Raw genomic sequence first — 23,274 nt, 5'->3', positions numbered from 1 at the left:
TGCTGTCGGCGTTATGTGCCGGAAAGTGCATCTCGCCAGTCTTCGGCGACTTCGCGTGCATTATCTTCCGACGCGGTCGCGCTGAGGCGGTTTATGACGTCGCCGAGATATTCCAACCCGCGACGATCGAACTGGATAACGAGGAAGCGAAACGTTACTTCGTAGGCAGCATCTGTCGTTATTGCATCGCCGGTGGAAGCGTAGTCGTCGTTGGTCAGTGTTGCCAGCACCTCCGCCCAATCATCATCGATAGCCGGGTCGGACCTACGGCCTTCAATCGTTTGGGCCCCTCCCAGAAGTCCGGGAAGCGATGGCCAGCCGAGATCTCTCATCTTTGTCGTGAACAGCACCATGGCTTTGAATGTGCCTTCGCGCGTCAAGCTCGGTGAACCGGCTCCGTCATGTTTCATCGCGTCGATCCTGACTTTTTGCATGCGAATTGACAAACGTATCTCGAAGAAACTCGATAAGCGGTTCGTTCGGAAACCATCGCTGTCTCTGGCCTTCCGGGCGCAGCCTGAGGTACAGCATCACGAGCAGGGCGGTGCTGCCTGCGACGAGCCCGATCAGGATGGCCACCTTGAGTTCCAAGGGGAGTGTGGGCCGATCGTTTTCGTCGAAGGGTGGGAATAGGCCGAAGATGGTGAAAGCCGTTCCGATGAACACAATATAGAGGGACGCGCGTGCGGCCCAGCGGCGGCCCTTGAAGTGGCAAAATGCGATGCCGCCGAGCACGAACGTAAGTATCGTGGAGGCGGTATAGCTCTTAGCGATCAACCATTGCGGCAAGAGGACGAGCAAGAGGCCCGTTTCCAAGGCTGCGCATATGAGATCGACTTTCCGGTTGAAGGCCATCGTCCAGGTCTCTTCCTCTGCGACCCCGCGAGCATAGCCGGTTGCGCGGGTGTGACCATCGAGCCCGAGCCGCGATCGAAGTAGCGGCCGGGTACAAAGCCGGACACCCACTGTCCGCCACCGTACGCTCGCCTCCCTCGAACCCACGCCACCAAGCCAATCCCGCCTTGGCATGCCTCGTGCTCTACCCATGGCATGGACATCGCCAAATCTCCCGCCTCCTCGCTTCGTCGCCCACGCACGTTATGGCTTGCCGGGGGCGCAGCCACCCTGATCCTCGCTTTGGTCGCCACGCTGGCCCTCGGCAAAGCCGCCCCCACGGTCGTGCGCTCCGACATCTGGATTGGCACCGCCGAGCAGGGTGAGATGAAGCGCGAGATCCGCGCCAACGGCACGCTGGTGCCGAGGCAGATTCGTTGGATCACGGCGGGTGCTGCGGCGACCGTGCAGCAGGTGGTGGTCGAGCCGGGTGCACGCGTGCAGGCCGACACCTTGATCCTGCAACTGGTCAATCCCGAGTTGCAGGCCGATTTCGAGAAGCAGAAGGCCGCGCTGGCCGGTGCCGAGGCGGGGGTCGCTGCGCAGAAAGCGCTCCTGCGATCGCAGCTGCTCGATGCGCAGGCCGTACAGACCCAAGCGGAGTCCGACCTGCTCACGGCGGACATCAAGCGGGTGGCCAACGAGCGTGCGTTCTCGAAGGGCGCTGCTGCCGAGATCGAGGTCAAGCAAAGCAAGATCACGGTGGAACAGGATCAGAAGCGTCTCGCCATCCAGAGTCAGCGGGTTACGGCCATTCGCGCCAACATTGAGGCGCAGCTGCGTGCGGAGGAAGCCAAGCGCGACCAGGCGGCCCGCGCGCTGGACATCGCCCGTCAGCAGGTGAATTCGCTGGGCGTGCGGGCCGGCATCGACGGCATCCTGCAGCAGGTGGATGTGGAACCCGGTCAGCAGATCGCCTCGGGCGCCAAGCTGGCGAGGGTCGCCCGTCCCGATGACCTCATCGCCCGTTTGCAAGTGCCCGAGGCGCTGGCGAGCGATCTTGCCCTCGACCTGCCTGTCGATATCGACACACGAAACGGCAAGGTTGCCGGGCGCCTGATACGTGTCGACCCGTCGGTGCGCAATGGCAGCGTCACCGTCGATGTCGCCTTCGACACGCCGCTGCCTGCGGGCGCGCGGCCCGAGCTCTCGGTGGAAGGCCGTGTCGTGCTGGGCACCCTGCCGAACGTGGTGAATGTCGGCCGGCCCTACGGAGCATCGTCCGATGGCGTCGGATCGCTGTTCGTCATCCACCCGGGGGAAAGCCAGGCGCATCGCGTCCCGGTGCGCTATGGCGCGATGTCCAGTGACCGCGCGGCCGTGCTCGAGGGCCTGCGTGCCGGCGACCAGGCCATTCTTTCGGACACCAGCCAATGGAACGGCTATGACACCCTACGCATACGCTGATATGGAGAGCGACCTGATGAATACACCTCTTATCCGCCTGGAAGGCCTGGGCAAGGTGTTCCACACCGACGACGTCGAGACGCATGCGCTCTCGGACGTATCGCTGGATATCGGCGCGGGTGACTTCGTGGCGATCACCGGGCCGTCCGGCTGCGGCAAGTCCACCTTGTTGTCGATGCTGGGCCTGCTCGACTCGCCGACCGCCGGGCGCTTCCTGCTCGATGGCGCCGACGTAGCCGGGCTCGACCTGCGCAGTCAGGCACGGGTGCGCAACGCCAAGATCGGCTTTATCTTCCAGGCCTTCAACCTCATTGCCGACCTCACGGTGGAGGAGAACGTCGCGCTGCCGCTGACCTTTCGTGACGACTACCGTCGCGACGTCGCTCAGCGTCGCGTCCGCGAGGTGCTCGATCAGGTGGGCATGAGTCACCGTCACCGCCATTACCCAGGGCAGCTCTCCGGCGGTCAGCAGCAGCGTGTGGCGGTAGCGCGCGCCCTGGTGGGCGAACCGCGCATCCTGCTGGCGGACGAGCCGTCGGGCAATCTCGACTCGCGTAACGGCGAAGCCGTGATGCAGCTACTCGAACAGCTCAACCGTAACGGCGCCACCCTGTGTATGGTGACCCACGATCCCGCCTTCGCCCGACGCGCCGACCGGGTGGTGCACATGCTCGACGGCTGCATCGTCGACGAAGACACCTTCGAGCGCCTGCGTGGTGAAGAAGACCATGCCATGCCGATGATTCGCGAGGCACTGCCATGATGCCTGCCGCGGTCGTCCTCACCGAACTTCGCCAGTCGTGGCGCGGTCTGCTGCGCCGACCGGCCTTCTTGCTGCTGGCCACGTTCACGCTGGCGCTCGGCGTGGCGACGATCACCGCCATGTTCGCGTTGGTCGATCAAGCGCTGCTCAAGCCGCTGCCTTTTCCCCATGCCGACCGGCTCGTCACCATGGGCACGTACATGGACGAGAACGTGTACGGCGCGGCGCCCGCCTATTACGCGCCACTTCGGGCGATGTCTTCCATCGAAGCCGCCGGCACGGCCGATGGTCCCGGCGACGTGAACATTGCTCCCGGCGGCCGGCCACAGGTGGCGGTGGCCATGCATGCCGATCGCGCCTTCTTCGACGTACTGGGTCTGCCAATGGCGCTCGGCCGTAACTTCGACGACGCGGAAAATCGGCCGCACGGACCGGGTGCCGTGATCCTTACGGACGCCTTCTGGCGCGCCCGCTTCGGCGCGGATCCTTCGGTGGTCGGGCGCACGCTGGAGGTCGAGGGGCAGGGCATGCAGATCGTCGGTGTTCTTCCGAAGGCCTTTCAATGGCCGTGGGGTGCGGACATCGTATTGTCGATGCAGCCGGATCTGGCCTCACGCGACATGTCCACCAATCAGATGGTCGTCGGCCGCATGAAGCCGGGCGCGACGGTGACAGGCACGGCGGCAGAAACGGCCGCCGCACTCACGCCGCTGTTTCTTTCATCGTCCGACGACATGGCGAGGATGCGTGAGGCCTTACGAGAGCAACCGCCGTCGGCGCTGCCGTTGCTGACCGGTGTCTTCGCGCCCGATACAGGCAAGACCTTGGGGCTGTTCTTGGGCGCATCTGCCTGTGTCTTGCTGATCGCTGTCATCAACCTCGCCAGCCTCATCCTGTTGCGCTCCTTGTCCCGCACGCATGCGAGCGCCGTCCGCGCCGCTCTCGGCTCGTCGACCGGCCGCCTGAGCCTTCCGGCCTTTGGCGAAGGATTGCTGATCGGAGTGCTCGGCGCGGTGTTCGGCCTTTTGCTGGCGTGGTTAGGGCTACGCTTGATCGGTGACATCGTGCCGCCGGAGTGGCTGCGCGGCGAACCGGTGGGACTGACCGGCATGAGCGTGGTCTTCGCGCTGGTGGCGGGTCTGGCGGCGGCGATCGGCGCCACGGTGCTCGCCGTGCTGCGCGGTCGGCGACGCGACTGGCGGAGCGAACTGGTCGGTGGCGGACGCAGCGGTCTCAGTCGCGAGGATGGGCGCACGGGACGGGCGCTCGTCGTGGCCCAGATCGCCGTCGCCGTCGTGTTGCTGGTGGGTGCGGCCCTGTTCACCCGCACCTTGCATGAACTCGAATCCGTGCCGATGGGCTTCACCAGCCGTAACGTCACCACCTTCGCCCTCTCACCGGTGAAGCAGCGTTACGCGACGATCGCCGACGTCTCGGCGCTGTCGCGCAAGCTCCTGGAACGGTTGCGCCGGTTACCACAGGCAGAGGCGGCGGGCGTCTCCACCAACCTGCCGACGGGCTCGCAACTCAACTGGCCGATCGTGCTTCCCAATGGCTCGATGGTCGGCACGCAATATCGCTTGATGACCGCCGGGTTCCTCGAGGCGGTGGGCGTGCCGTTGTTGTCAGGGCGTGGTATCTCGGACAGCGACGTCGCCGGGGCCGACCCGGTCTGCGTGGTGAGTGCATCCTTCGCGCGTCAGTACTTCGGTGTCGAAGACGCACTCGGACACACCGTGATGCTGAGGGTCGACAATACGCGGCAAGTGCCGTTGCGCGTGGTGGGGGTCGTGGGCGACGTCCGCCAACGTGGCCCTGCCGAGCCATCGCCGCCGATCCTTTACACCGCGCTGGCCCAGGTGCCCGAAGCGATGTGGTCCATCATGCGGGAGTTCGGTCCGCTCAACGTCGCGGTTCACCTGCGACCGGGCACCGGATTGAACGACGGCACCCTGCGCGACGTGGTCAACGAGGTGGCGCCCGGTCAGCCAATTTCCAACCTGCGTACCCTCGAGACCGTAGTGGCCTCTACGACGGCCGCGCAACGCCTCAACCTGCTGCTTGTCGGGCTGTTCGCCGGACTGGCGCTGCTGTTGGCGTCGGTCGGCCTGTATGCGGTGATGTCCGTGGCCGTGGCGGCGCACCGACACGACTACGGCGTTCGTGCCGCCTTGGGCGCGACACGTCATCGTCTGTTGTTCACGGTCATTCGTTCCGCGGCCCTGCAAGTGGGGCTGGGCCTGGCGGTGGGTCTGGCCGCGTCGATGGTGTTGTCGCGCCTGCTCACCAGCTTCCTTTTTGGCGTCCAGGCGCTCGACCCGCTGGCGATCGGCGCCGTCCTGCTGGTTCTCGGCCTGTCGGCCTTGCTTGCCAGTGTGCCTCCCGCATGGCGCGCCGCGCGCGTGCGGCCGATGCAAGCACTGCGCATCGACTAGCCGTGGCCGCATCCACCTCATTAGACTGGCTCTCATGACCGAACTCTCTCGTCCAGGCGGTGCGCTGCCGCATGTTCTCGTGGTCGACGACCAGGACGCCGTGCGCGACGCGCTTCGCCTGTTGTTGAAACACTCGGGCTACCGAAGCAGCGAAGCGGCGACGCCTGCTGACGCGTTGTCGATGATTCAGGGCGACGATCTCGCGGCCGTCCTTGTCGACATGAACTACGGCCGCGACACCACCTCCGGCGAAGAAGGTCTTGCGCTCATCCGTGAACTCACGGCGCGCAGGCCCGACCTTCCGGTGATCGCCATGACCGCCTGGGCCAGCATCGAGCTGGCGGTGGAAGCGATGCGCGAGGGTGCGGTCGATTTCATCGAGAAGCCCTGGCAGAACGCGCGGCTGCTCAGCGTCCTCGAATCACGTATCGCGCTGAAACACCGGGAGCGCGACGTCCGCCGCCTGAGCGACGCCCAGGCCTTGCTGCTCGACGATGGCGAGATCTTCGTGGCCGAGTCGTTGGCGATGCGCCGACTGATGGACGACGTCGCGCGTATCGCGACGAGCGATGCCGCCGTTCTCCTGCTGGGGGAGAATGGCAGCGGCAAGAGCGTGCTGGCCAAGCGTATCCATCGGTTGTCGCCGCGCCGCGCGCGACCCTTCGTCAAGGTGGATATCGGTGGTCTGGCACCGACGCTGTTCGAGGCCGAGCTGTTCGGCCACGTCAAGGGCGCCTATACCGACGCGCGGCAGGATCGCGCCGGCCGATTCGAGACGGCGGACGGTGGCAGCTTGTTCCTCGACGAGATCGGCAACCTGCCGCTGGAACAGCAGCCCAAGCTGCTGCGCGTGCTGGAAGGCGGTGAGTTCGAGCGCCTGGGTGCGTCACGCACGCAGCGCGTGGATGTGCGCGTGATCGCAGCCACCAACGCCGACCTCGACACCGAAGTGGATGCCGGCCGCTTTCGAGAGGACCTGCTTTACCGCCTCAGCGTGTTTCCGCTGCGCCTTCCGCCGCTGCGCGAACGTCGCGAGGACATCGTGCCGCTCGCGCGTCACTACCTCGCCACCGCGAGTCGCCGGTATCGTCGCGATCCGCCCGTACTCGATACCTCGGTCGAACGCGCGCTGCTCGAACACACCTGGGCCGGCAACGTGCGCGAACTGGCACATGCGATGGAGCGCGCGGCGCTACTCGGCGGCGATCGCGTCAGCACCGACGATCTGCGTCTGCGCAAGCCGACGAAACCGCGCGGTATGGAAGACATGACCCTCGACGATGCCGAAGCGGCGATGCTGCGCGTGGCCATCGAGCGTCACGACGGCAACCTGCTGCGTGCGGCGGAACATCTCGGCATCACTCGCCAGCGGCTGTATCGGCGGATGGAGAAGTACGGGCTCCAGCGCGATGATGCGGAGTAGGGTGGCCTCGGGCACTTTTCTTGTCGCGTTGCCCGCGCTTATGGCCCTGGGCGGCGTCCTGTTGGTCGGCATGCCTCCCTCGTTTGCGGAAGCGGCGGTGTTATTCGTCCTGGTGGCGGTGCTTACCGTCGCCGCTGGGCGTTTCACCGGCGGGCGTCCCAGCCGGATGCAAACGGTGGTGAACCTGCTTGAAGCCCTGCGCGAAGGGGATTACGGCGTACGCGCTTCGGGTGCCGAGCGTCCCGACGATTTCGGTGACATCGCGCGCCGCTTCAACGAGCTGGCGGTACGGCTCCAGGACGAGCAGCGCGGACTTCAGGAGTCGTTACAACTGCTCAGCAAGACGCTGGCCGCCCTGGATGGCGCCGTGTTCGCGTTCGAGCGCGACGGTCGTCTGCGCCTGGTCAATCCCGCCGGCGAGCGCATCCTGGCGCGGCCGGCCGCCGAGCTGTTGGGGGCGGAAGCGTCTGCGCTGGGCCTTTCCCCGTTGTTCGAGGTGACCTCGGGCGACATCGTTCCGTACGCGTTCGCCGGACAGGCGGGTCGCTGGCAAGTGGGCCACGCCACGTTGCGTAGCCGTAGCCAGGAAGGTCGATTACTGGTCGTGCAACCGATGGAACGGGCGTTGCGCGAGGAGGAAGCGCAGGCGTTCCGTCGCCTGCTTCGTGTGCTCAGCCACGAGATCACCAACTCCATGACACCGATCGGCTCGATGGTGGAAACGCTGCAAGGGCTCCTGCCTGGCGCGGGGAGGGTGCTCGACGATGACGTCGACGCAGATCTGCGCCACGGGCTGGACGTGATCGGCCAGCGTAGCGCCGCGTTGCAACGGTTCATCGGTCATTACGCCCAGCTTGCCCGGTTGCCGCCGCCGCAACCGGCGACGGTGGATGTCGCTTCGTTGTGCGAGCGGGTAGCGTGGCTCTTCGACGATGCGCGTATTCGCGTAGTGGCGGGCGAAGCGGTGAGCCTGCGCGGCGATCGCGACCAGCTCGAGCAGGTGCTGATCAACCTGCTGCGCAACGCGGTGGAGGCCGGTGGCGAGGAGGAGGTGCTCCTCAGTTGGCGTCGCCTCGACGCACGTGTGGTGGTCGAGGTGAGCGATCTGGGGCCTGGACTTCCGGCAAGCGGGAACCTGTTCGTGCCCTTCTTTACGACGAAGGCGCATGGCGCCGGAATCGGGCTGGCGCTGTCGCGGCAGATAGTGGAGGCGCAGGACGGAACGTTGGACCTGCACGCGCGGGAGAGTGCGCGAGGTGTGGTGGCGCGGATGACTCTCCCGATGGCCGAAGGCGACTGAGCGAACACGGGCGCACTGGCGGCTGGCCATACGTTTGAGTACTTTACAGCGCGGGGGAATCATCTTTCAGGGAGGTCGGATGCGGTATGTCGCTGCTTTACTGCTCGTCATCGTCTCGAGTGCGATTTGCGCAGCGGACGCCAAACCACCGGCATCGCTGGTCGGGCTTTGGCAATTTCGCGACAACACGGTATGGATAAGCATCCAACCGGACGGCACGACGTTTCAATGCCGGGTCGCGCCGGGGGGAACAGTGTTCAAGTCGGAAGGACATTTCACGTCGACGCACTCCATCCAATGGAAAACGATCTGGGGGACCGATGACGTGACTTTGAAAGTCGACCATCTCGTCGTTCACGGGAAATGGGGAGACTTTTCTTACCATCGGACAGCGGTACCGATGGGCTCGCCGTGCGCACGGCCCGGTAAGTGAGCATCCACACCTTGTCGGCCGCACAACTCATGCTTCTCGCCGTTGGATATGGCTTTGTCTACGTGATCATCGCCCGAAGTACCATTTCTCGTGTCATGGATGCCGACCCGGCATACAAGGGGAGGTGGCCCAGGCCGACCTGGCTCGCCGATGCCCGCAATGCGTTCGCTGTTCTTCACATCATGATCAACATGAACCTTCCAAAGCCCGACTATCCGAGGTCTTTGCAATGGCGCATCTGGGTCGCGAGGGTAATGCTCTGGCTCTGGCCATTTGTGCTGGTAGCCGTGCTGGTGTTGACGCCGCACTAGGCTTCCCTAGTTATCGGTATGCCAGCATCCCGCCTCATCTTCACGGCGCACGCGAATAGGTACCTCGCGAGTTCTGCGGATCATGTCTGCCTGTTGCAAGGCGAATTGCATGGCCTCGGCCTGCGTCCTAAATCCTCCGATACGCTGACGATCCTGGAACACCGCGTACGGTTCGGGACCGCCGCTGGGCTGCGGTAGATACAGGGTGATCGTGTTCCCGAGATCGCGGGCTTCCATGGCAGCTCCTGGCTTGGCGGTCCGAGACATCGGGTGGGAAGCTATCGTCTGGTCCCGCCCGTGAAGCGAGCGCCAATGCCTCTCGACGGGCCCTTCGAGGTGGTCATTGCTGCAATGCAGTAATATGGGCAATTCCCCTTACCAGATGCATCCGATGATCGACCTGATTGCCATCGACATGGACGGCACGCTGCTTGACTCCAGTCACTCCATTTCGCCCCGGGTCAGGGGAGCCATCGCCGCCGCGCGGGCCCAGGGCATCCGTATCGTCCTGGCGACCGGGAGGCCTTACTCGGGCATCGAGGAATACCTGGCCGAGCTCGGCCTGGCCGGTGACGAGGACTACTGCATCACCTTCAACGGCGCCGTGATCCAGAATGCGTCCGGTACGACCTCCGTGGAAGAAACCACGCTCGGTTACGACGATTTCGTCTATTGCGAGAAGGTCGCGCGCGAGCTCGGTGTGCATCTTCATGTGTTGTACGAGCGGAGCATGATGACGCCGAACGCGGACATCAGTTACCACACGGTGCGCGATGCCTATATTTCACGCACGCCGTTGATGTTCCGTTCCGTCGATCAGGTGGATCCGGCGTGGCGCTTTCGCAAGTTCATGATGGTCGATGACGAAGCCATCCTGGACAAGGCGATCGCTCGCCTGCCGCCCGAGCTCATGCAGCGCTATACGGTGGTCAAGAGTGCTGCCGACTTCCTCGAAGTGCTTCATCCGGACGCCGGCAAGGGCAGGGCGCTTGCCACGTTGGCAACGCATCTGGGCGTGCCTGCGGAACGCATCATGGCGATCGGCGACCAGGAGAACGACCTGGTGATGCTGGAGTTCGCTGGTGTTGCGGTGGCCATGGGCAATGCGATCGACGCCGTCAAGGCGGTTGCGGATCATGTGACGACCAGCAACAACGAAGACGGCGTCGCGGTAGCGATCGAGCGCTACGCCCTGAAGCAGGCCACCGGCGTCAGTTGAGTTCCTTGATCCGGATATTGCGGAACGCGATCCGGATCGGCGGCACGCCCTTGTCTTCTCCGCCTTGCAGCGCGATGCGGCCCTTATGGAACCGTGCGAAGTCCGCCATCTTCGCGAACTTCGTCTTCGCGACGAGGGCGGTCCATTCCGGCGTCCAGAGCGTCGTGTCGACGGTCTTGTGGCCGTTCTGGAAGAACTGCACGTGGCCGTGGTCGACGATGATCTCGATGGCGTTCCAGTGCCCGTTCTCGTTGACGTTTTCGATGTCCGAGGAAATCAGGTCGAAAAGGTCGCCAGACCGCTCATAAAGCGTGTAGCTGTCCGGCTTGGTGCAGACAAGGTCGGCGATCTGCATTTCCGGACCGGTTTCCCAGGTGTACTTATACTTCGGCGATTCCTTGACGTTGAACATGACGCCGGCATCGGCGCAGGCGGTCATCTTCCACTCGAGCTTGAGGTCGAAGTTCTCGTATTCCTTCTCGGTGACGAGATCCGCGAAGTCGGCGTCCGGCGCCTTGAGATCGCGATCGAGCTGGATCGCACCGTCCACCACGCTCCAGTCCTTGCCCGTGCCCTTCTGGCCGAACGAGTGCCAGCCCTGAAGGGTCTTGCCGTCGAAGAGGGGTTGCCAGCCCTGCGCGGTCTCGGCAGCGGTCAGGGTGTTTTCGGCGGCAATGGCGGGAAAGGCGGCCGTGAGGCAACAGGCGATAGCGAGCGCACGAAGCATGATGACGTTCCGGGGAAGGGTAAGCGCCGAGCGTAATGGCAGGAACCGCCGGCATACCCTGCCGGAAGTCACGTTGCGAACAACTCGACGGCCATTCCTCCCAGGCATGGACGATATGCCCTTCGCACGGCTTCAGAGCGTGCCGCCATGAGCGGAGCATGTGTCTCGTCCGCAGCACTCCTGCTTCGGTTTTGAGAGGAACGTATGCAAAAGCCACTGGAACACAAACTCGCCCTGGTCACCGGCGCATCTCGCGGCATCGGCGCGGCCATCGCTGCTCGCCTGGCTCGCGAAGGCGCCGCCGTCATCGTCAACTACAGTGCCAGTGCAGACAAAGCCGAAGCCGTGGTCAACGCCATTCGCGCGGAAGGCGGCCAGGCCGAAGCCGTGGGCGCGGACCTGTCGACGCTCGCCGGCGTGGCAAAGCTCCTCGCCGCCGTCGACGGCGCGTTTGGCGGCCAGTACAAGGGCCGGCTCGACATCCTGGTCAACAACGCCGGCACGGTCGATTACGGTCCGTTCGTCGACGCGACCGACGACGCTTACGATCGTCAGTTCAACCTCAATGTCCGTGCTCCGGTGGCGCTGGCGCGCGACGCGGCCAAGCGCATGATTCCCGCGGGCTGGGGCCGCATCATCAATATCGGCTCCGCCTTCGGCGAAGCGGCTCCGCTGCCGGGGGTGACGCTCTACATCGCGACCAAGTTCGCCGTGCGTGGCCTGACGAAGGGACTGTCCCGCGAGCTCGGGCAGTACGGCATCACCGTCAACGCGGTGCAGCCTGGCCCGACCGATACCGAGCTTGCCCCGCCGCCGGGTAGCGAAGCGCATGCCACCATGACGCGACTCGCCAGTGTCGGCCGGTTCGCACGGGTCGATGAAATCGCTGCAGCAGTGGCCTATATCGCCAGCCCCGAGGCCGCCTACACGAACGGCGAAAGCCTGACCGTCGACGGCGGCTGGAACGCCTGATCGCCAGCGGGTGGGGCCGCGATGGCGCCACCCGCCATTAACGCATCCGGCCGATCAGGACACGCCGGGCGCAGCGGCCATGACACCTTGCACGAAGCTCGCGAAGGCCCGGGCCTTTGCGCTGGCCATGCGGCCTGACGGGAAGACAGCCCACAGGTCGATCGGTGGCAGACTCCAGTCCGCCAGGACGCGCCGCACCGAGCCGTCGATCAGTTTGTCGGCGAACATCCAGTCCGACGTCACCGCCAGCCCCATGTCCGCGAGCACCGCCGCGCGCAAGCCTTCCGCGGCACTGAACCGGGCGCGCCCGCGAACCACCACGGGGACTTCCTCGTCCGCATTTTTGAAAACCCATGCATCCGGCAGCTGGCTGTAGACGACGGCTTCGTGTTGCGTGAGTTCTTCGGGCCGGGTCGGTACGCCCGCGCGCTCCAGGTACGCGGGAGTCGCCACGACGGATCGACGTCCCGTCGCAAGTTTCTGCGCGACCAGGGACGAGTCGGCGAGCGTACCCATGCGCAGCGAGAGGTCGATGCCTTCCTGCATGAGGTCGATGAAGCGGTCGTCCAGGATCACATCGACATCGAGGTCCGGATGCGCCGCCATGAACCGTGGCAGGTGAGGGACGATGTGCAGGCGTGCGAAGGTCGTCGCCGCCGATAGGCGCAGTCGTCCGGACAGACTCTCGCCTTCATCGCGCGCCGCGATCTCGGCTTCGTCGGCTTCCTCGACGGCGACGCGTGCACGTGCGTAGTAACGCTGGCCCGCCTCGGTCGGCCGCAGTCCGTGCGTGGAGCGGACGATCAGTCGGACGTTCAGCGCCTTTTCCAGTTGCGCCACGGCCTTTGACACGGCGGGCTGGCCGACGCCCAGAACACGTGCGGCGGCCGAAAACGAGCCGGTTTCGACGACCCGAACGAAGGTCAGCATCGACTGGTACTTGTCCAAACCTTATTCCTCGACGTCGCCGATGGTGGTGACTCACCTGCGGAAGGATACCGAAGGAACGCCTTGTTCACGCGATCGCGATACGGGATGCCGAGAATGCGATCCATGACCAACCCTCCACCCCAGCTCCCAACGAACGCCATGTGGGTCGGCTGCGCGGGCTGGTCGCTTGCGTCGAAGGATGCGCCGTCCTTTCCGGGCGAAGGCACTCACCTTGAACGGTATGCGAGGGTGTTTCCGTGCGCGGAGATCAATTCGTCGTTTTACCGGTCACATCAGGAAAAGACCTATGCCCGTTGGGCGGCGAGCGTGCCCGAGGGTTTTCGTTTCAGCGTAAAGATGCCTCGTTCGATCACGCATGAGCTTCGCCTTCGGCAGTGCGAAACCCTGTTGCTGGCCTTCCTCAGCGAGGTGGCCGCATTGGGTCCCAAGCTGGGCTGCATCCTGATTCAACTCCCGCCGACCCTGGCACTCGATGTGCGAACAGCCAGGGCCTTTTTCGCTCTTCTGCGAAAGCACACGCCATTGCCTGTGGTGTGCGAACCGCGGCATGCCACGTGGGTCACACCTAAGGGGGCGGCTGTCCTCGGCGAAGCGGACGTCTCGTATGTTTGGGCGGATCCGTCCCCGGTGGCTGGTGTCGAGCGTCCCGACGATCAGTCGCTGCTGTATCTGCGCTTGCACGGCGCGCCGCAGGTGTATTACTCGGCTTACGACGACGCCTTCATCGAAGGCGTCGCATCGCGGATGCGCCTGGCGCGATCGGAAGGAAAGGCCGCATGGTGCATCTTCGACAACACCGCGCGCGGCGAGGCCGTGCCCAATGCGCTGACCTTGATACGGCGGTTGAGGGAGGCGTAATTGAGCCGCCTCAGCCGTTCAACGTACGTCCCCCATCGACGATCAGCTCGGAGCCAACCGTCCAGCGGGATTCGTCGGAGGCAAGATAGACGACCGCCTTGGCGACTTCCTCGGCGGTACCGAAGCGACCGGCAGGAATGGACGCGATGATGTCCTGGTTCACCTGCTCGCGGTAGGCGTCGGGAATGCCCAGCTTGTCGTACAGCGGCGTTTGCACGGGGCCGGGGCTGACCGCGTTGACCCTGATGCCGCGGTCGAGAAGCTCGCTCGAAAGCGTTCTCGACATGCTGAGGAATGCGGCTTTGGTCGCCGCGTAGACGGACGATCGGACGGCCCCAACGTGGGCGTTGATTGAGGTGTTGAGCACGACCGATGCCGGATTCGCGAAGGTCGTCAGCAATGCCTGGATAAGGAAATAAGGCCCTTTCACGTTCGTGGCGAAGGAGCGATCGAACATCGCTTCGGTCCAGTCCTCCATGGGCTGCCAGACCGACACGCCGGCATTGAGGAAGGCGATGTCGAGCTGGCCGAAGTGTTCGAGCACCGCCCGCGCCAGTTGCTGCTGGGCCGGCACGCTGGCGGCATCGGCCCTTATGACGAGGACGTCCTTGCCCAGGCTGCTCCGTGCCTCTGCCAGCGTGTCCGGATTCACACCGGTGACGATGAGGCGCGCGCCTTCGGCGAGCATTTGTCTGGCGGTCTCCAGGCCAATGCCGCTGGTGCCGCCGGTGATGAGGGCACGCTTACCTTGCAAACGGGACATTTCATTCTCCAAATCACGTCGGGCTGTCCGGGATGGCAGCTCGCTGTGAGGGGATCATGGACTCATGCTCCGGAGGCGATAAGACGGGTTGTGGGGATATAATCCATGTTCAAATTGCATAGGTGAGCCGTCCCGTGGATCGCTTTCTGCTCATGACCTGTTTTGCGCGCGCGGTTGAAACCGGCAGCTTCTCGGCAGCCGGACGCGACCTGGGTATCGGACAACCCAATGTCAGCCGAAACATCGCGGCGCTCGAGGACCACCTGCAGACGCGACTCCTGCATCGATCCACCCGCAAGCTGACCATGACGCCTGAGGGCGAGCGGTATTACGAGGAGGCGCGTCGCATCCTGGACTCGGTCATCGAGTCGGAATCCTCGTTGCGGAAACACGCCGAGGCGACAGGGCTGTTGCGGGTTGCCTGCCCGACAGCGTTGGCTCACGCCTTCGTTGTGCCCCGGATTCCCGAATTCCTCGACCGATATCCCGCAGTGTCGCTGGATCTGCAGTTCAGCGATCGCTATGCGGGTCTGGTCGACGAGGGCGCGGAACTCGCTATCCGCATCGGGCATCTGGACGACAGTTCACTTCGGTCCAGGCGCGTGGCTCATTTCGAGCGCGTGTGCGTGGCGAGCGAAGACTATGTTTCACGTCACGGCTCACCGGAAAGACCCGATGACCTGCGTCAACACGAATGCGTTGTTTATACCTTGCTGGCGTCCGGACACACCTGGCGATTCAAGAACGCGGATGTGTCCGTGAGTGGGCGTCTTCGTGTCAGTTCGCCCGAAGCGGGTCGCGACGCTGTCGTTGCCGGCGTGGGGATAGGGTACGGACCAGCCTGGCTGTTTGCCGCGGGTCTGGAAAGCGGACGGCTGAAGCGACTACTGTCTGACTACGAAGCACCGCCCGTTCCGATTCAGATGCTTTATCTCGTCAGTCGCTTGCTGCCAAGGCGCGCGACCGTCTTCATGGATTTCATCGCGGAGATCTTCGCCGAGGTGCCTTCGCTCAACGTTGCATCACCCAGCGTTCGCTGACCAGAGGCTGCGCGGCAGGCGTCTCATCCAGCGCAAAGGCGACGAGTCTCGTCGGCGCGACGCGCAAGGCCGTACCCGGGACGAGGGACAGCCGGGCCAGGTCCTCGCTCGCCACGTCCACCTCCAACGTCTGGTTGATCTCGGCGATATGGATGTCCAGATGCGCGATGCTTCCTGCAAGGTAGACATGCCGCAACCGCGCGTTCCACGCGGGCTCATCGTCGGGCACCGAGAGCGACAGGTGTTCTGGCCGGATATACGCCACGGCTGACTGGAATCGCCCACCCGATGCGCCGGCCGGCAGGGACCATCCTCCGGCACCCCACGTCGTGCCCCGGCGTTGCAGCGGAATGCGGTTCGTGCGGCCGATGAACTCGCAGACGAAGGGTGTGGCGGGATCCTGGTAGACGTCATGCGGCCGACCCACCTGCTCGATGCGGCCCTTGTTCATCACGACGATGCGATCGGCGAGCTCGAGCGCTTCTTCCTGGTCATGGGTGACGAAGACGGTGGTCAGCTCCAGTTCTTCGTGCAGCTCGCGCAGCCAGCGGCGCAGGGCCGTGCGCACCTGTGCATCGAGCGCGCCGAAAGGCTCGTCCAGCAGCAACACGTCCGGCTCGACCGCGAGGGCGCGCGCGAGGGCGACACGCTGGCGCTGGCCTCCGGATAGCTGGCTCGGATAGCGGCCACCCAGTTCCACCAGCTGCACGCGCTTGAGCAATTCGTCGACGCGTGCGCGAATCTGGTCACGGGAAGGGCGACGTCGACGGGGACGTACACGCAGGCCGAAGGCGACGTTCTCGCGCACGGTCAGGTGACGGAACAGGGCGTAGTGCTGGAAGACCAGGCCGACGTTGCGTTCCCTTGCCGTCGCCGCCAGGAAGTCATCGCCATTGAGCGTGACGCTTCCCTCATCGGGATAGTCCAGCCCCGCGAGAATGCGCAGCAGGGTCGTCTTCCCGGAGCCCGACGGGCCAACCAGGGCAATGAACTCCCCCGGTGCGATATCGAGGCTCACGTCGTCGAGCGCGGCGATATCGGGAAAGTGTCGGCTCAGCCGTTTGAGAGCGAGTGTCATCGGTGGTTCTCGGCGGCTTGATAGCGCCATTCGAGGGCGGATTTCACTGCAAGGGTCAACAGCGCCAGGAGGGCGAGCAGCGACGCGATGGCGAAGGCTCCGACGTAGTTGTACTCGTTGTAGCGCATCTCCACCTCCAGCGGCATGGTGGTGGTCAACCCGCGAATGTGTCCCGAAACGACCGACACTGCGCCGAACTCGCCCATGGCGCGCGCGTTGCACAACAGGACGCCATAGAGCAGCGCCCAGCGGATATTGGGCAGCGTCACGCGGAAGAACGTTTGCAACCCGCTCGCACCGAGCACGCGGGCGACCTCTTCTTCTTCGCTGCCCTGGGCCTGCATGAGCGGAATGAGCTCCCGCGCGACAAACGGCAGCGTGATGAAGATAGTCGCGAGCACCAGGCCGGGCACGGCGAAGATCACCTTGATGCCGTGGGCCGACAGCCATGGCCCGAACCAGCCCTGTGCGCCGAACATCAGCACATACAGCAGGCCCGAGACGACGGGTGAAACGGAGAGAGGCAGGTCGATCAGTGCGCCAAGCAGCGCCTTCCCCCGGAACGTGAAACGGGTCATGGCCCAGGCAGCCGCCACGCCGAAGACCACGTTGAGCGGCACCGTGATGGCGGCCACCAGCAAGGTCAGCCGGATCGCCGCCATGGCTTCGGGCTGGTCCAGGCTCGCCACGAGAGCCTGGGCACCCTGACGAAGGGCTTCGACGAACACGGAAGCCAGCGGCACCAGGAGGAAAAGGCAAAGAAATGCGCATGAAGCCACGACGATCAGCACCTGGCCGATGCGCCTCGTGGCACTCACGGGTCGTCCGGATCGGCGCGCCTTCATGCGTGCTGCTCCGCCCAGCGCCGCGTCCAGCGTTGGAGCATCGAAATCAGGATGAGGAGAACCAGCGAGAAGGCCAGCATGACCACACCCAGCGCCGCGGCGGTGGCGTAGTCGAATTCCTCGAGTCGCTGGACGATGAGGAGCGGCGCAATTTCCGAGCGCAGCGGGATGTTGCCGGCGATGAAGATCACCGAGCCGTATTCACCTACGGCGCGGGCCAGAGCGAGGGCAAAACCGGTCAGCAGGGTCGGCAGGAGCGTCGGCAGGACGACTTTGACGAAGGTCTGCAGCCGCGACGCACCCAGGCTCTCCGCGGCATCTTCGACGTCGCGCTCCAGCGACTGCAGCACGGGCTGCAGCGTCCGCACGACGAAGGGAAAGCCGACGAACACCATGGCGACAAGCACGCCCAGTGGGGCATAAGCGACCTGGATACCCAGCGGGACCAGCCAGCGGCCTAGCCAGCCGTTAGGCGCATAGACGGCCGTCAGCGCGATGCCGGCGACGGCCGTCGGCAGAGCGAATGGCAGGTCGATCAGGGCATCCAGTATCCGGCGGCCGGGAAAGCGATAGCGGACGAGTGCCCAGGTCACCATCAGGCCGACGACGACGTTGATCGACGCGGCCACCAGGGCGCCACCGAAGCTGAGCTTGAACGCCGCCAGCGTACGGGGCGACGACAGCAACCGCGGGATGCCGGCGAGCCCGATCTCGGAGGCCTTCCATGCCAGTGCCGACAGCGGCAAGAGCACGATGAGGCCAAGATAAGTGACGGTAAAACCGAGGCTCAATCCGAAGCCGGGCAAGACCCGTCGGCGCATGGTCAGTTGCCCGGGCCGATCTGGTCGAAGAGGGCGCCATCGGCGAAGAACCTGGACTGCGCTTTCCGCCAGTCACCGAAGACCTCGGCCAGGGTGAATGTCTTTACCTTTGGAAACTGTGCAGCGTATTTCGCGGCGACCTCGGGTGAACGGGGGCGGTAGAAGTTGCGCGCCTCGATGTCCTGGGCCTGGGGCGAGTAGAGGAAGGTGAGGTACGCGTCCGCGACCTCGCGTGTACCGTGCGCCGCCGCGTTCTTGTCGACGACCGCGACCGGTGGCTCGGCGAGGATGGTGATGGAAGGGGTGACGATGTCGAACTGGTCACCGCCGGCTTCCTGTTTCGCCAGGAGTGCTTCGTTCTCCCAGGCAATCAGCACGTCGCCGATGCCGCGCTGGGTGAAGGTCGTCGTCGCACCGCGGGCACCGGTGTCGAGCACCGGCACATGCTCGTAGAGCGTCTTGACGAAGGCCTTGGCCTTGTCGTCGTTGCCACCCGGCAGCTTGAGCGCGTAGCCCCAGGCGGCAAGGAAGTTCCAGCGGGCGCCGCCGGATGTCTTGGGGTTGGGGGTGATGACCTGCACCCCGGTCTTGACCAGATCGCCCCAGTCGCGGATGGCCTTCGGATTGCCCTTGCGGACCAGGAACACGATGGCCGACGTATAAGGCGAGGCGTTGTCTGGCAGGCGGGTTTGCCAGTCCTTGGCCAGCAGGCCACGGTCGGCGATGGCATCGATGTCATAGGCCAGGGCGAGGGTCACGACATCGGCCGGTAAGCCGTCGACGACGGAGCGTGCCTGTTTGCCGGAGCCGCCGTGGGACATCTGGATAGTCACGGTGTCGCCGTGTTTGGCCTTCCAGTCGGCGGCGAAGGCCGTGTTCAGGGCCTTGTAGAGCTCACGGGTCGGGTCGTACGACACATTGAGCAGGGTCACGTCCTTCGCCATCGCGGGAAGGACCATGACCGTCGCAGCGAGGGCAAGAAGGGTGGGACGAAGCTTCATCGTCATGCTCCTTGGGTGCCGGATGACGTGGACAGGGGGATACGTCGATGTAGCTGGTCGGAGTGTCAGCGCGACGTGAAATTCCTGGTTGATCACGTTGCTCCAAATCACCAAACCCATGGGGCCTTTCCGAAAGGCGTAAACATCGCTGCCTCGACCTGACGCTTCGAGTCTTCGTCCAGTGGAACAGTCAGTCGCCCGTAGTCGCCAAAGTCGATGTGGATAGCAGTGTCTGGGATTTCCTCAACTGAGGTAACGATCTTCGCGATCAGCGCGCAGAGTTCGTCTCTGTAGTTGGAAATCTCTTCCTGGAAGAGGTGTGCCTTCGGCGCCGTGTAAACGGTCAATACACTCCCATCAAACTGGAACTGAAAATAGTCGAGGACGAAGGTCACAGCGGCGAGCTTCTGGCCGATGAGGGCTTCTCTCAACATCCCAGTGGCCTCATTCATGTCGTGCCTTTAGGCCCTTTATCCGCCATCCGTTGGGTGTCCGCACCATAGAGCTTGGCGACGACCGTCGTCGGGCCGGCCGAGGCGACGAGCCCGGCGCCTGGCTTCGACTGCGCGAGGGCCACGGGCGTGGCCGCCACCGCCAGCAGGGGGATGCACTGGAGGAAAACACGCATGCCGCCGTCCTTGAATCCATGGATGTGTGGCCGGCAGATTAGCGCAGGTGGGCAGCAGCCATGAACAGGTCAGGGACAGGTCACCTGGCTCTTCACCCGCTCCACGTCAGGAAGGTATCGATCGAAGTCATCCTCGTTCGCTGCGTACCAGACGCTGCAAGTGATGTTTTCAGAGCCCATGGCGAAGATAGTTCGCTGGCGAATACGTTGGTTGGTCCCGCTGTAGACAAAACTGTCGTCGTATCGAAGAGCGGGGCGGCCTGGCCAGGTGTCTTGTACCGGGGGCGACAGGTCAACATTCTCTCCTTGCTTGCGTGTGACCCTGATTTCCGCCTTGATGCGTTGTGCGACCTCGTCGTCGAGTGTTCGATGCTTCGTAAAGCGATCGATCAGGACGACGATGGTCGCGACTTTCTTACCACCCACCATGAAGACGGCTGACGCCATCTCGCTATGTGCATTGGCGACTCGTCTTTCAGGGATCGGCGTCCAGCCGAATGGCCACGAAAAACTCAGAGGATCATGCTCGGCACTCTGTGCCGCATCCTGATCTGCCTGCCGGTTCCGCGCCGACACATAGTCATACGCAAGGACGGCCACGATGGTGAGCAAGGCAGCGAGGAGGCCGGATAGCCAGAAGGTTCCGTTCTTCTTTGTGACCACGGCGGAGAACGTCCAGGTAGGTGGCCTGACTTTAGCAGGCCACCCGGGGCGCCAGCGGCGCTCAGTTGGCGTTGCCCTGATACGCCTCGTGAGTCGGGCGCTTGAAGGTCAGCCGCAACGCGGACAGCAGGAAGTAGAGCCCACCGAAGGCGGCGTACGGTGCCAGCTTGGCGATGCTCGGCGCGTCGCCAAATGCCTGGATGGTCATGAAGACGCCGGCCAGGGCCGACTGCCCGCCGCTGATCATCATGAAGACCTGGCCGCCCAGCTTGCGGCGACGAATGCCGACGAAGAGCTGGAGCAGGCCGGCAAGCAGCGCCCAGATGCCGAAGACAAAGAGTCCGCCGGCATTGCCGCGGACGATCAGCGCGACGACCAGGACGGCGGCGGTGGCGATACTGACCACGGTGTTGAGCCGCTGACCGGGATTGGTGCGCAGGCCGCCGGATCGCTGTGCATCGAGGAAATTGGCGAGCGCATCCCACGCGGGGTAAAGGACCAGGAGGGCGCCTGAAACGATGGCCGGCACGCCCATGTTCGACAGGAGGACGACGAGTGCCACCCAGGCGAAGGACACGCCGGCGCGGAGGAAGTAGTAGCTGCGGAGGGTATTCATGGGGAAGTCTTTAGGGAAAGTGTGCACACCCTACTAGTAGGTAGGGTTCATGGTCAATAGTGGTAGGGAAGGCGCGGGGATCAGCCAGTTATTGAATGAACAGCCTACTAGATGGTAGGCTGCGACCATGACGACCCAGCAGAAACTCATCGACTCAGCCCGGTATCTCATCCAGACACGTGGCTACAACGGCTTCAGCTACGCGGATGTCGCCGAGCAGGTACAGGTGCGAAAGGCGAGCATCCATCATCACTTCCCGAGCAAGTCGGACCTCGCGCGCGCGGTGGTCGAAGAATCGCGCGCCGGCATCGTCGAGCAGATCGCACTGCTCGAAGGCGACGACTTCGACCCGGTGAAGAAGCTCGGGTTCTACACGGGCTACTGGGAGCAGTGCATCGCCGATGCGTCGGCGCCTTTCTGCGTCGCCGGCATGCTGGCGGCGGAGCTGCCGTCACTGCCGCCCGAGCTGGCGGAATGTGTCCGCGCCCATTTCCGCGACTTGTCTAGGTGGCTCGAAACCATTCTCACCAAGGGCGCCCAGCAAGGGGCGTTCCGACTGCAGGGTGCCGCCAGTAGCGAAGCCGAAGCGTTCATCTCGCTGATTTACGGCGCCATGCTCACCGCCCGTGCGTTCGGCGATCCGTCGAAGTTTGCCGACGTCGCTCGCGGTGGATTGCGACGCCTCGTGAGCACGGCGGCTATCCCGACTGCGCAGGGCTGATCGGCTTGGGCCTTCGCATGATGGCGAAGGCTGCCACCCCGTAGATCACGAAACCGAGTGGCACGCTTGCAAACCACGCGATGAAGGTGAGGGGCGTGCCCTCGGCAAACGGATGCTCCGCCGCGCCGATGTCCGGCGTGGGAACGAGAGCCTGCAGAAGCCAGTTCTGCCAGAACAGGACGTTCGACAGCGTCTCGTGTCCGGCGTCGTCGGCGGCGAAGGACGAGGCGATGAGCAGCAGCGTGACCGTCACGCCAATGAGCGCTGCCAACAGGATTCGCTTGATCATGGACCTCTCGACGTCGTATCCCTGGCTTGTCGGGATCGTACGCGAACGAGCCCGGGCGCTGTTACATTTCCAATCGCTCCTGGAGACCTTCCTGTATGACGCTGCCAAGGCACGCGCTGGCGACTCTTGAGCTCTACCGCCCAGACGAGGGCGGCAGGGCCGGGCCACTCCTTGCCAGGGACTGGCGGGTAGACATAGGCATCGGTCAGGAAACGCGCATTCACTATATGACCAGGGTGGAGGTCGAGGAAGATCTTCACCCGGGCGAGGTTCGTCGTGTGTATCTCACGTTCGGACAGCCCGACATCGTGGGCCCGCTCCTTCAGCCCGGAACGTCGATCTACTACGGCGCGGTCCGGCCAGTCGGCCGGGGCGAGATCGTGGAGTTGTACTTTTCGGACGAAGAACGGAGAGGCGACGGCCTGTCGGTGGATGACCGTATCGCGGCCTGGGATGAGAGAAGCCGCATCGCTATCGAGAACATGAGGAAGTCACTCGACGCCCTGCTCGAACAGCGAATCGGACTCACCGAAGGTGTGCGCGAGGTGCTGCACTGGGCGAACGACGTGCGCAGGCTCGAGGGAGCGCTACTTACGCCTTTCAGGGCGGTCGACTCGGAGACGAATCGCTTCCCGGCGGGCGAGGTGCGCAAACACTGGCACGAAGATCGACTGGTTGCGCTGGATGCCGAGCGACGCGTGCTGGAAGAGCACTACGAGCCGTGGATCATGACGACGGCGAAGCGACTCAGGAAGACGTTGGGGCCATCGGATGCCTGAGCCTAGTGGCTCTTTGCCAGCGCCTTTTCACACGTGCGACGCGCCGACGCAGCCGCTTCGGGCGGCGAGAGCGACTTTGCCGGGCCGCGATACATCGTCTGGATGATTTCGATGTGCGACAGGCGAACCACGAACGAGGCATTGGGATCCGTCGCCGCGGCCTCGGTGACCGAGCGCTCGTCGAGCCCCTTGCTCCTGGCGACCGCGACCAGGGACGCGAAGTTGCCGCGCTCGGCACAGACATTCGGGGCTGCCGTGGCGGCCAAGGGTGCGGCAAGGAGGAGGGCGGCGAGGTACTTCATGGGCTGACCGAGCGGGGTGGCGCGGCAGTATAGGG

At 64.3% G+C, this 23,274-nt stretch carries 28 protein-coding genes; 12 read left to right on the top strand and 16 right to left on the bottom strand.

Annotated elements, in window-relative coordinates; genetic code table 11:
• Positions 1–11: 11 nt before the first annotated feature.
• Positions 12–410 (bottom strand): hypothetical protein, encoded by a 399-nt coding sequence (locus tag BJI69_RS19825; RefSeq protein WP_046967465.1) that lies wholly within the window; start codon positions 408–410, stop codon positions 12–14.
• Positions 400–855, bottom strand: a complete 456-nt coding sequence (locus tag BJI69_RS19820; protein WP_046967466.1) for a hypothetical protein — start codon at positions 853–855, stop codon at positions 400–402. Before BJI69_RS19820 ends, BJI69_RS19825 begins: the two co-directional genes overlap by 11 nt.
• A gap of 195 nt (positions 856–1,050) precedes the next feature.
• Between BJI69_RS19820 and BJI69_RS19815 the strand changes: the two genes are divergently transcribed.
• From BJI69_RS19815 to BJI69_RS19790, 6 genes are all read left to right on the top strand, one after another.
• Positions 1,051–2,301 (top strand): efflux RND transporter periplasmic adaptor subunit, encoded by a 1,251-nt coding sequence (locus BJI69_RS19815; RefSeq protein ID WP_046967467.1) that lies wholly within the window; start codon positions 1,051–1,053, stop codon positions 2,299–2,301.
• A gap of 16 nt (positions 2,302–2,317) precedes the next feature.
• Positions 2,318–3,064, top strand: a complete 747-nt coding sequence (locus tag BJI69_RS19810; RefSeq protein WP_078023535.1) for an ABC transporter ATP-binding protein — start codon at positions 2,318–2,320, stop codon at positions 3,062–3,064.
• A complete protein-coding gene (locus BJI69_RS19805; protein WP_052767148.1) occupies positions 3,061–5,499 on the top strand; it encodes an ADOP family duplicated permease in 2,439 nt (812 codons plus the stop codon). The genes BJI69_RS19810 and BJI69_RS19805 overlap by 4 nt, the downstream gene beginning before the upstream one ends.
• Positions 5,500–5,533: 34 nt before the next feature.
• Positions 5,534–6,922 carry a sigma-54-dependent transcriptional regulator gene (locus BJI69_RS19800; RefSeq protein ID WP_046967469.1) on the top strand — a complete coding sequence of 463 codons (1,389 nt, stop codon included), beginning with the start codon at positions 5,534–5,536 and terminating at the stop codon, positions 6,920–6,922.
• A 97-nt stretch (positions 6,923–7,019) separates the two neighbouring features.
• On the top strand, positions 7,020–8,222 hold the full coding sequence (locus tag BJI69_RS19795; protein ID WP_244465256.1) for a sensor histidine kinase: 1,203 nt from the start codon (positions 7,020–7,022) through the stop codon (positions 8,220–8,222).
• 429 nt (positions 8,223–8,651) lie between these two features.
• On the top strand, positions 8,652–8,966 hold the full coding sequence (locus BJI69_RS19790) for a hypothetical protein (protein ID WP_046967471.1): 315 nt from the start codon (positions 8,652–8,654) through the stop codon (positions 8,964–8,966).
• A 6-nt stretch (positions 8,967–8,972) separates the two neighbouring features.
• Here BJI69_RS19790 and BJI69_RS19785 read toward each other — a convergent pair whose 3' ends face one another.
• The gene (locus BJI69_RS19785; protein WP_046967472.1) at positions 8,973–9,203 is read right to left on the bottom strand and encodes a hypothetical protein; all 231 of its coding nucleotides are present in this window, start codon (positions 9,201–9,203) and stop codon (positions 8,973–8,975) included.
• Positions 9,204–9,327: 124 nt separating this feature from the next.
• Between BJI69_RS19785 and yidA the strand changes: the two genes are divergently transcribed.
• The gene (gene yidA, locus BJI69_RS19780; protein ID WP_244465257.1) at positions 9,328–10,185 is read left to right on the top strand and encodes a sugar-phosphatase; all 858 of its coding nucleotides are present in this window, start codon (positions 9,328–9,330) and stop codon (positions 10,183–10,185) included.
• Here yidA and BJI69_RS19775 read toward each other — a convergent pair.
• Positions 10,178–10,912 (bottom strand): 3-keto-disaccharide hydrolase, encoded by a 735-nt coding sequence (locus BJI69_RS19775; RefSeq protein WP_046967473.1) that lies wholly within the window; start codon positions 10,910–10,912, stop codon positions 10,178–10,180. The genes yidA and BJI69_RS19775 overlap by 8 nt on opposite strands.
• A gap of 204 nt (positions 10,913–11,116) precedes the next feature.
• On the opposite strand from BJI69_RS19775, the gene BJI69_RS19770 reads away from it, so the two are divergent.
• Positions 11,117–11,884: an SDR family NAD(P)-dependent oxidoreductase gene (locus BJI69_RS19770; protein WP_046967474.1), complete on the top strand. Its 768-nt coding sequence runs from the start codon at positions 11,117–11,119 to the stop codon at positions 11,882–11,884.
• A 54-nt stretch (positions 11,885–11,938) separates the two neighbouring features.
• Here BJI69_RS19770 and BJI69_RS19765 read toward each other — a convergent pair whose 3' ends face one another.
• Entirely contained in the window at positions 11,939–12,832 is an 894-nt protein-coding gene (locus BJI69_RS19765; RefSeq protein WP_046967475.1) for a LysR family transcriptional regulator, read from the bottom strand.
• Between the two features lie 96 nt (positions 12,833–12,928).
• On the opposite strand from BJI69_RS19765, the gene BJI69_RS19760 reads away from it, so the two are divergent.
• Positions 12,929–13,693: a DUF72 domain-containing protein gene (locus tag BJI69_RS19760; RefSeq protein ID WP_244890697.1), complete on the top strand. Its 765-nt coding sequence runs from the start codon at positions 12,929–12,931 to the stop codon at positions 13,691–13,693.
• 10 nt (positions 13,694–13,703) lie between these two features.
• Here the strand turns inward: BJI69_RS19760 and BJI69_RS19755 are convergent, their stop codons facing one another.
• A complete protein-coding gene (locus BJI69_RS19755) occupies positions 13,704–14,456 on the bottom strand; it encodes an SDR family oxidoreductase (RefSeq protein ID WP_046967477.1) in 753 nt (250 codons plus the stop codon).
• A 134-nt stretch (positions 14,457–14,590) separates the two neighbouring features.
• Between BJI69_RS19755 and BJI69_RS19750 the strand changes: the two genes are divergently transcribed.
• On the top strand, positions 14,591–15,496 hold the full coding sequence (locus BJI69_RS19750; protein ID WP_046967478.1) for a LysR family transcriptional regulator: 906 nt from the start codon (positions 14,591–14,593) through the stop codon (positions 15,494–15,496).
• Here BJI69_RS19750 and BJI69_RS19745 read toward each other — a convergent pair.
• The 8 genes from BJI69_RS19745 to BJI69_RS19710 all read right to left on the bottom strand — a co-directional run bounded on the left by BJI69_RS19745 (position 15,468) and on the right by BJI69_RS19710 (position 21,148).
• Positions 15,468–16,574 carry a sulfate/molybdate ABC transporter ATP-binding protein gene (locus tag BJI69_RS19745; RefSeq protein WP_046967479.1) on the bottom strand — a complete coding sequence of 369 codons (1,107 nt, stop codon included), beginning with the start codon at positions 16,572–16,574 and terminating at the stop codon, positions 15,468–15,470. The two genes, BJI69_RS19750 and BJI69_RS19745, sit on opposite strands and share 29 nt — an antisense overlap.
• On the bottom strand, positions 16,571–17,419 hold the full coding sequence (gene cysW, locus BJI69_RS19740; protein ID WP_046967480.1) for a sulfate ABC transporter permease subunit CysW: 849 nt from the start codon (positions 17,417–17,419) through the stop codon (positions 16,571–16,573). Before cysW ends, BJI69_RS19745 begins: the two co-directional genes overlap by 4 nt.
• A complete protein-coding gene (cysT, locus tag BJI69_RS19735; protein ID WP_046967481.1) occupies positions 17,416–18,240 on the bottom strand; it encodes a sulfate ABC transporter permease subunit CysT in 825 nt (274 codons plus the stop codon). The genes cysW and cysT overlap by 4 nt, the downstream gene beginning before the upstream one ends.
• 2 nt (positions 18,241–18,242) lie before the next feature.
• Complete coding sequence (locus BJI69_RS19730; protein WP_125903129.1) at positions 18,243–19,241, bottom strand: sulfate ABC transporter substrate-binding protein; 999 nt, start codon at positions 19,239–19,241, stop codon at positions 18,243–18,245.
• A gap of 107 nt (positions 19,242–19,348) precedes the next feature.
• Positions 19,349–19,693 carry a hypothetical protein gene (locus tag BJI69_RS19725; RefSeq protein WP_046967483.1) on the bottom strand — a complete coding sequence of 115 codons (345 nt, stop codon included), beginning with the start codon at positions 19,691–19,693 and terminating at the stop codon, positions 19,349–19,351.
• Complete coding sequence (locus tag BJI69_RS19720) at positions 19,690–19,869, bottom strand: hypothetical protein (RefSeq protein ID WP_046967484.1); 180 nt, start codon at positions 19,867–19,869, stop codon at positions 19,690–19,692. Before BJI69_RS19720 ends, BJI69_RS19725 begins: the two co-directional genes overlap by 4 nt.
• Before the next feature lie 69 nt (positions 19,870–19,938).
• Positions 19,939–20,532, bottom strand: a complete 594-nt coding sequence (locus tag BJI69_RS19715) for a hypothetical protein (RefSeq protein ID WP_046967485.1) — start codon at positions 20,530–20,532, stop codon at positions 19,939–19,941.
• Between the two features lie 61 nt (positions 20,533–20,593).
• Entirely contained in the window at positions 20,594–21,148 is a 555-nt protein-coding gene (locus BJI69_RS19710) for a hypothetical protein (protein WP_046967486.1), read from the bottom strand.
• A gap of 127 nt (positions 21,149–21,275) precedes the next feature.
• Here BJI69_RS19710 and BJI69_RS19705 point away from each other — a divergent pair, with 127 nt between their 5' ends.
• Entirely contained in the window at positions 21,276–21,869 is a 594-nt protein-coding gene (locus BJI69_RS19705) for a TetR/AcrR family transcriptional regulator (RefSeq protein ID WP_046967487.1), read from the top strand.
• Here the strand turns inward: BJI69_RS19705 and BJI69_RS19700 are convergent.
• The gene (locus BJI69_RS19700; protein ID WP_046967488.1) at positions 21,847–22,158 is read right to left on the bottom strand and encodes a hypothetical protein; all 312 of its coding nucleotides are present in this window, start codon (positions 22,156–22,158) and stop codon (positions 21,847–21,849) included. The two genes, BJI69_RS19705 and BJI69_RS19700, sit on opposite strands and share 23 nt — an antisense overlap.
• A 227-nt stretch (positions 22,159–22,385) precedes the next feature.
• On the opposite strand from BJI69_RS19700, the gene BJI69_RS19695 reads away from it, so the two are divergent.
• Positions 22,386–22,937 (top strand): hypothetical protein, encoded by a 552-nt coding sequence (locus BJI69_RS19695; protein ID WP_181016729.1) that lies wholly within the window; start codon positions 22,386–22,388, stop codon positions 22,935–22,937.
• 2 nt (positions 22,938–22,939) lie between these two features.
• Here BJI69_RS19695 and BJI69_RS19690 read toward each other — a convergent pair whose 3' ends face one another.
• Positions 22,940–23,239, bottom strand: coding sequence for a hypothetical protein (locus tag BJI69_RS19690; RefSeq protein WP_046967490.1), 300 nt, complete (start codon positions 23,237–23,239; stop codon positions 22,940–22,942).
• Positions 23,240–23,274 lie beyond the last annotated feature (35 nt).

It is taken from the genome of Luteibacter rhizovicinus DSM 16549, from assembly GCF_001887595.1.
Classification (GTDB): Bacteria; Pseudomonadota; Gammaproteobacteria; order Xanthomonadales; family Rhodanobacteraceae; genus Luteibacter; species Luteibacter rhizovicinus.
The sequence above is the reverse complement of the archived record's forward strand: the minus strand, read 5'-3'. Positions and strand labels throughout refer to the sequence as shown.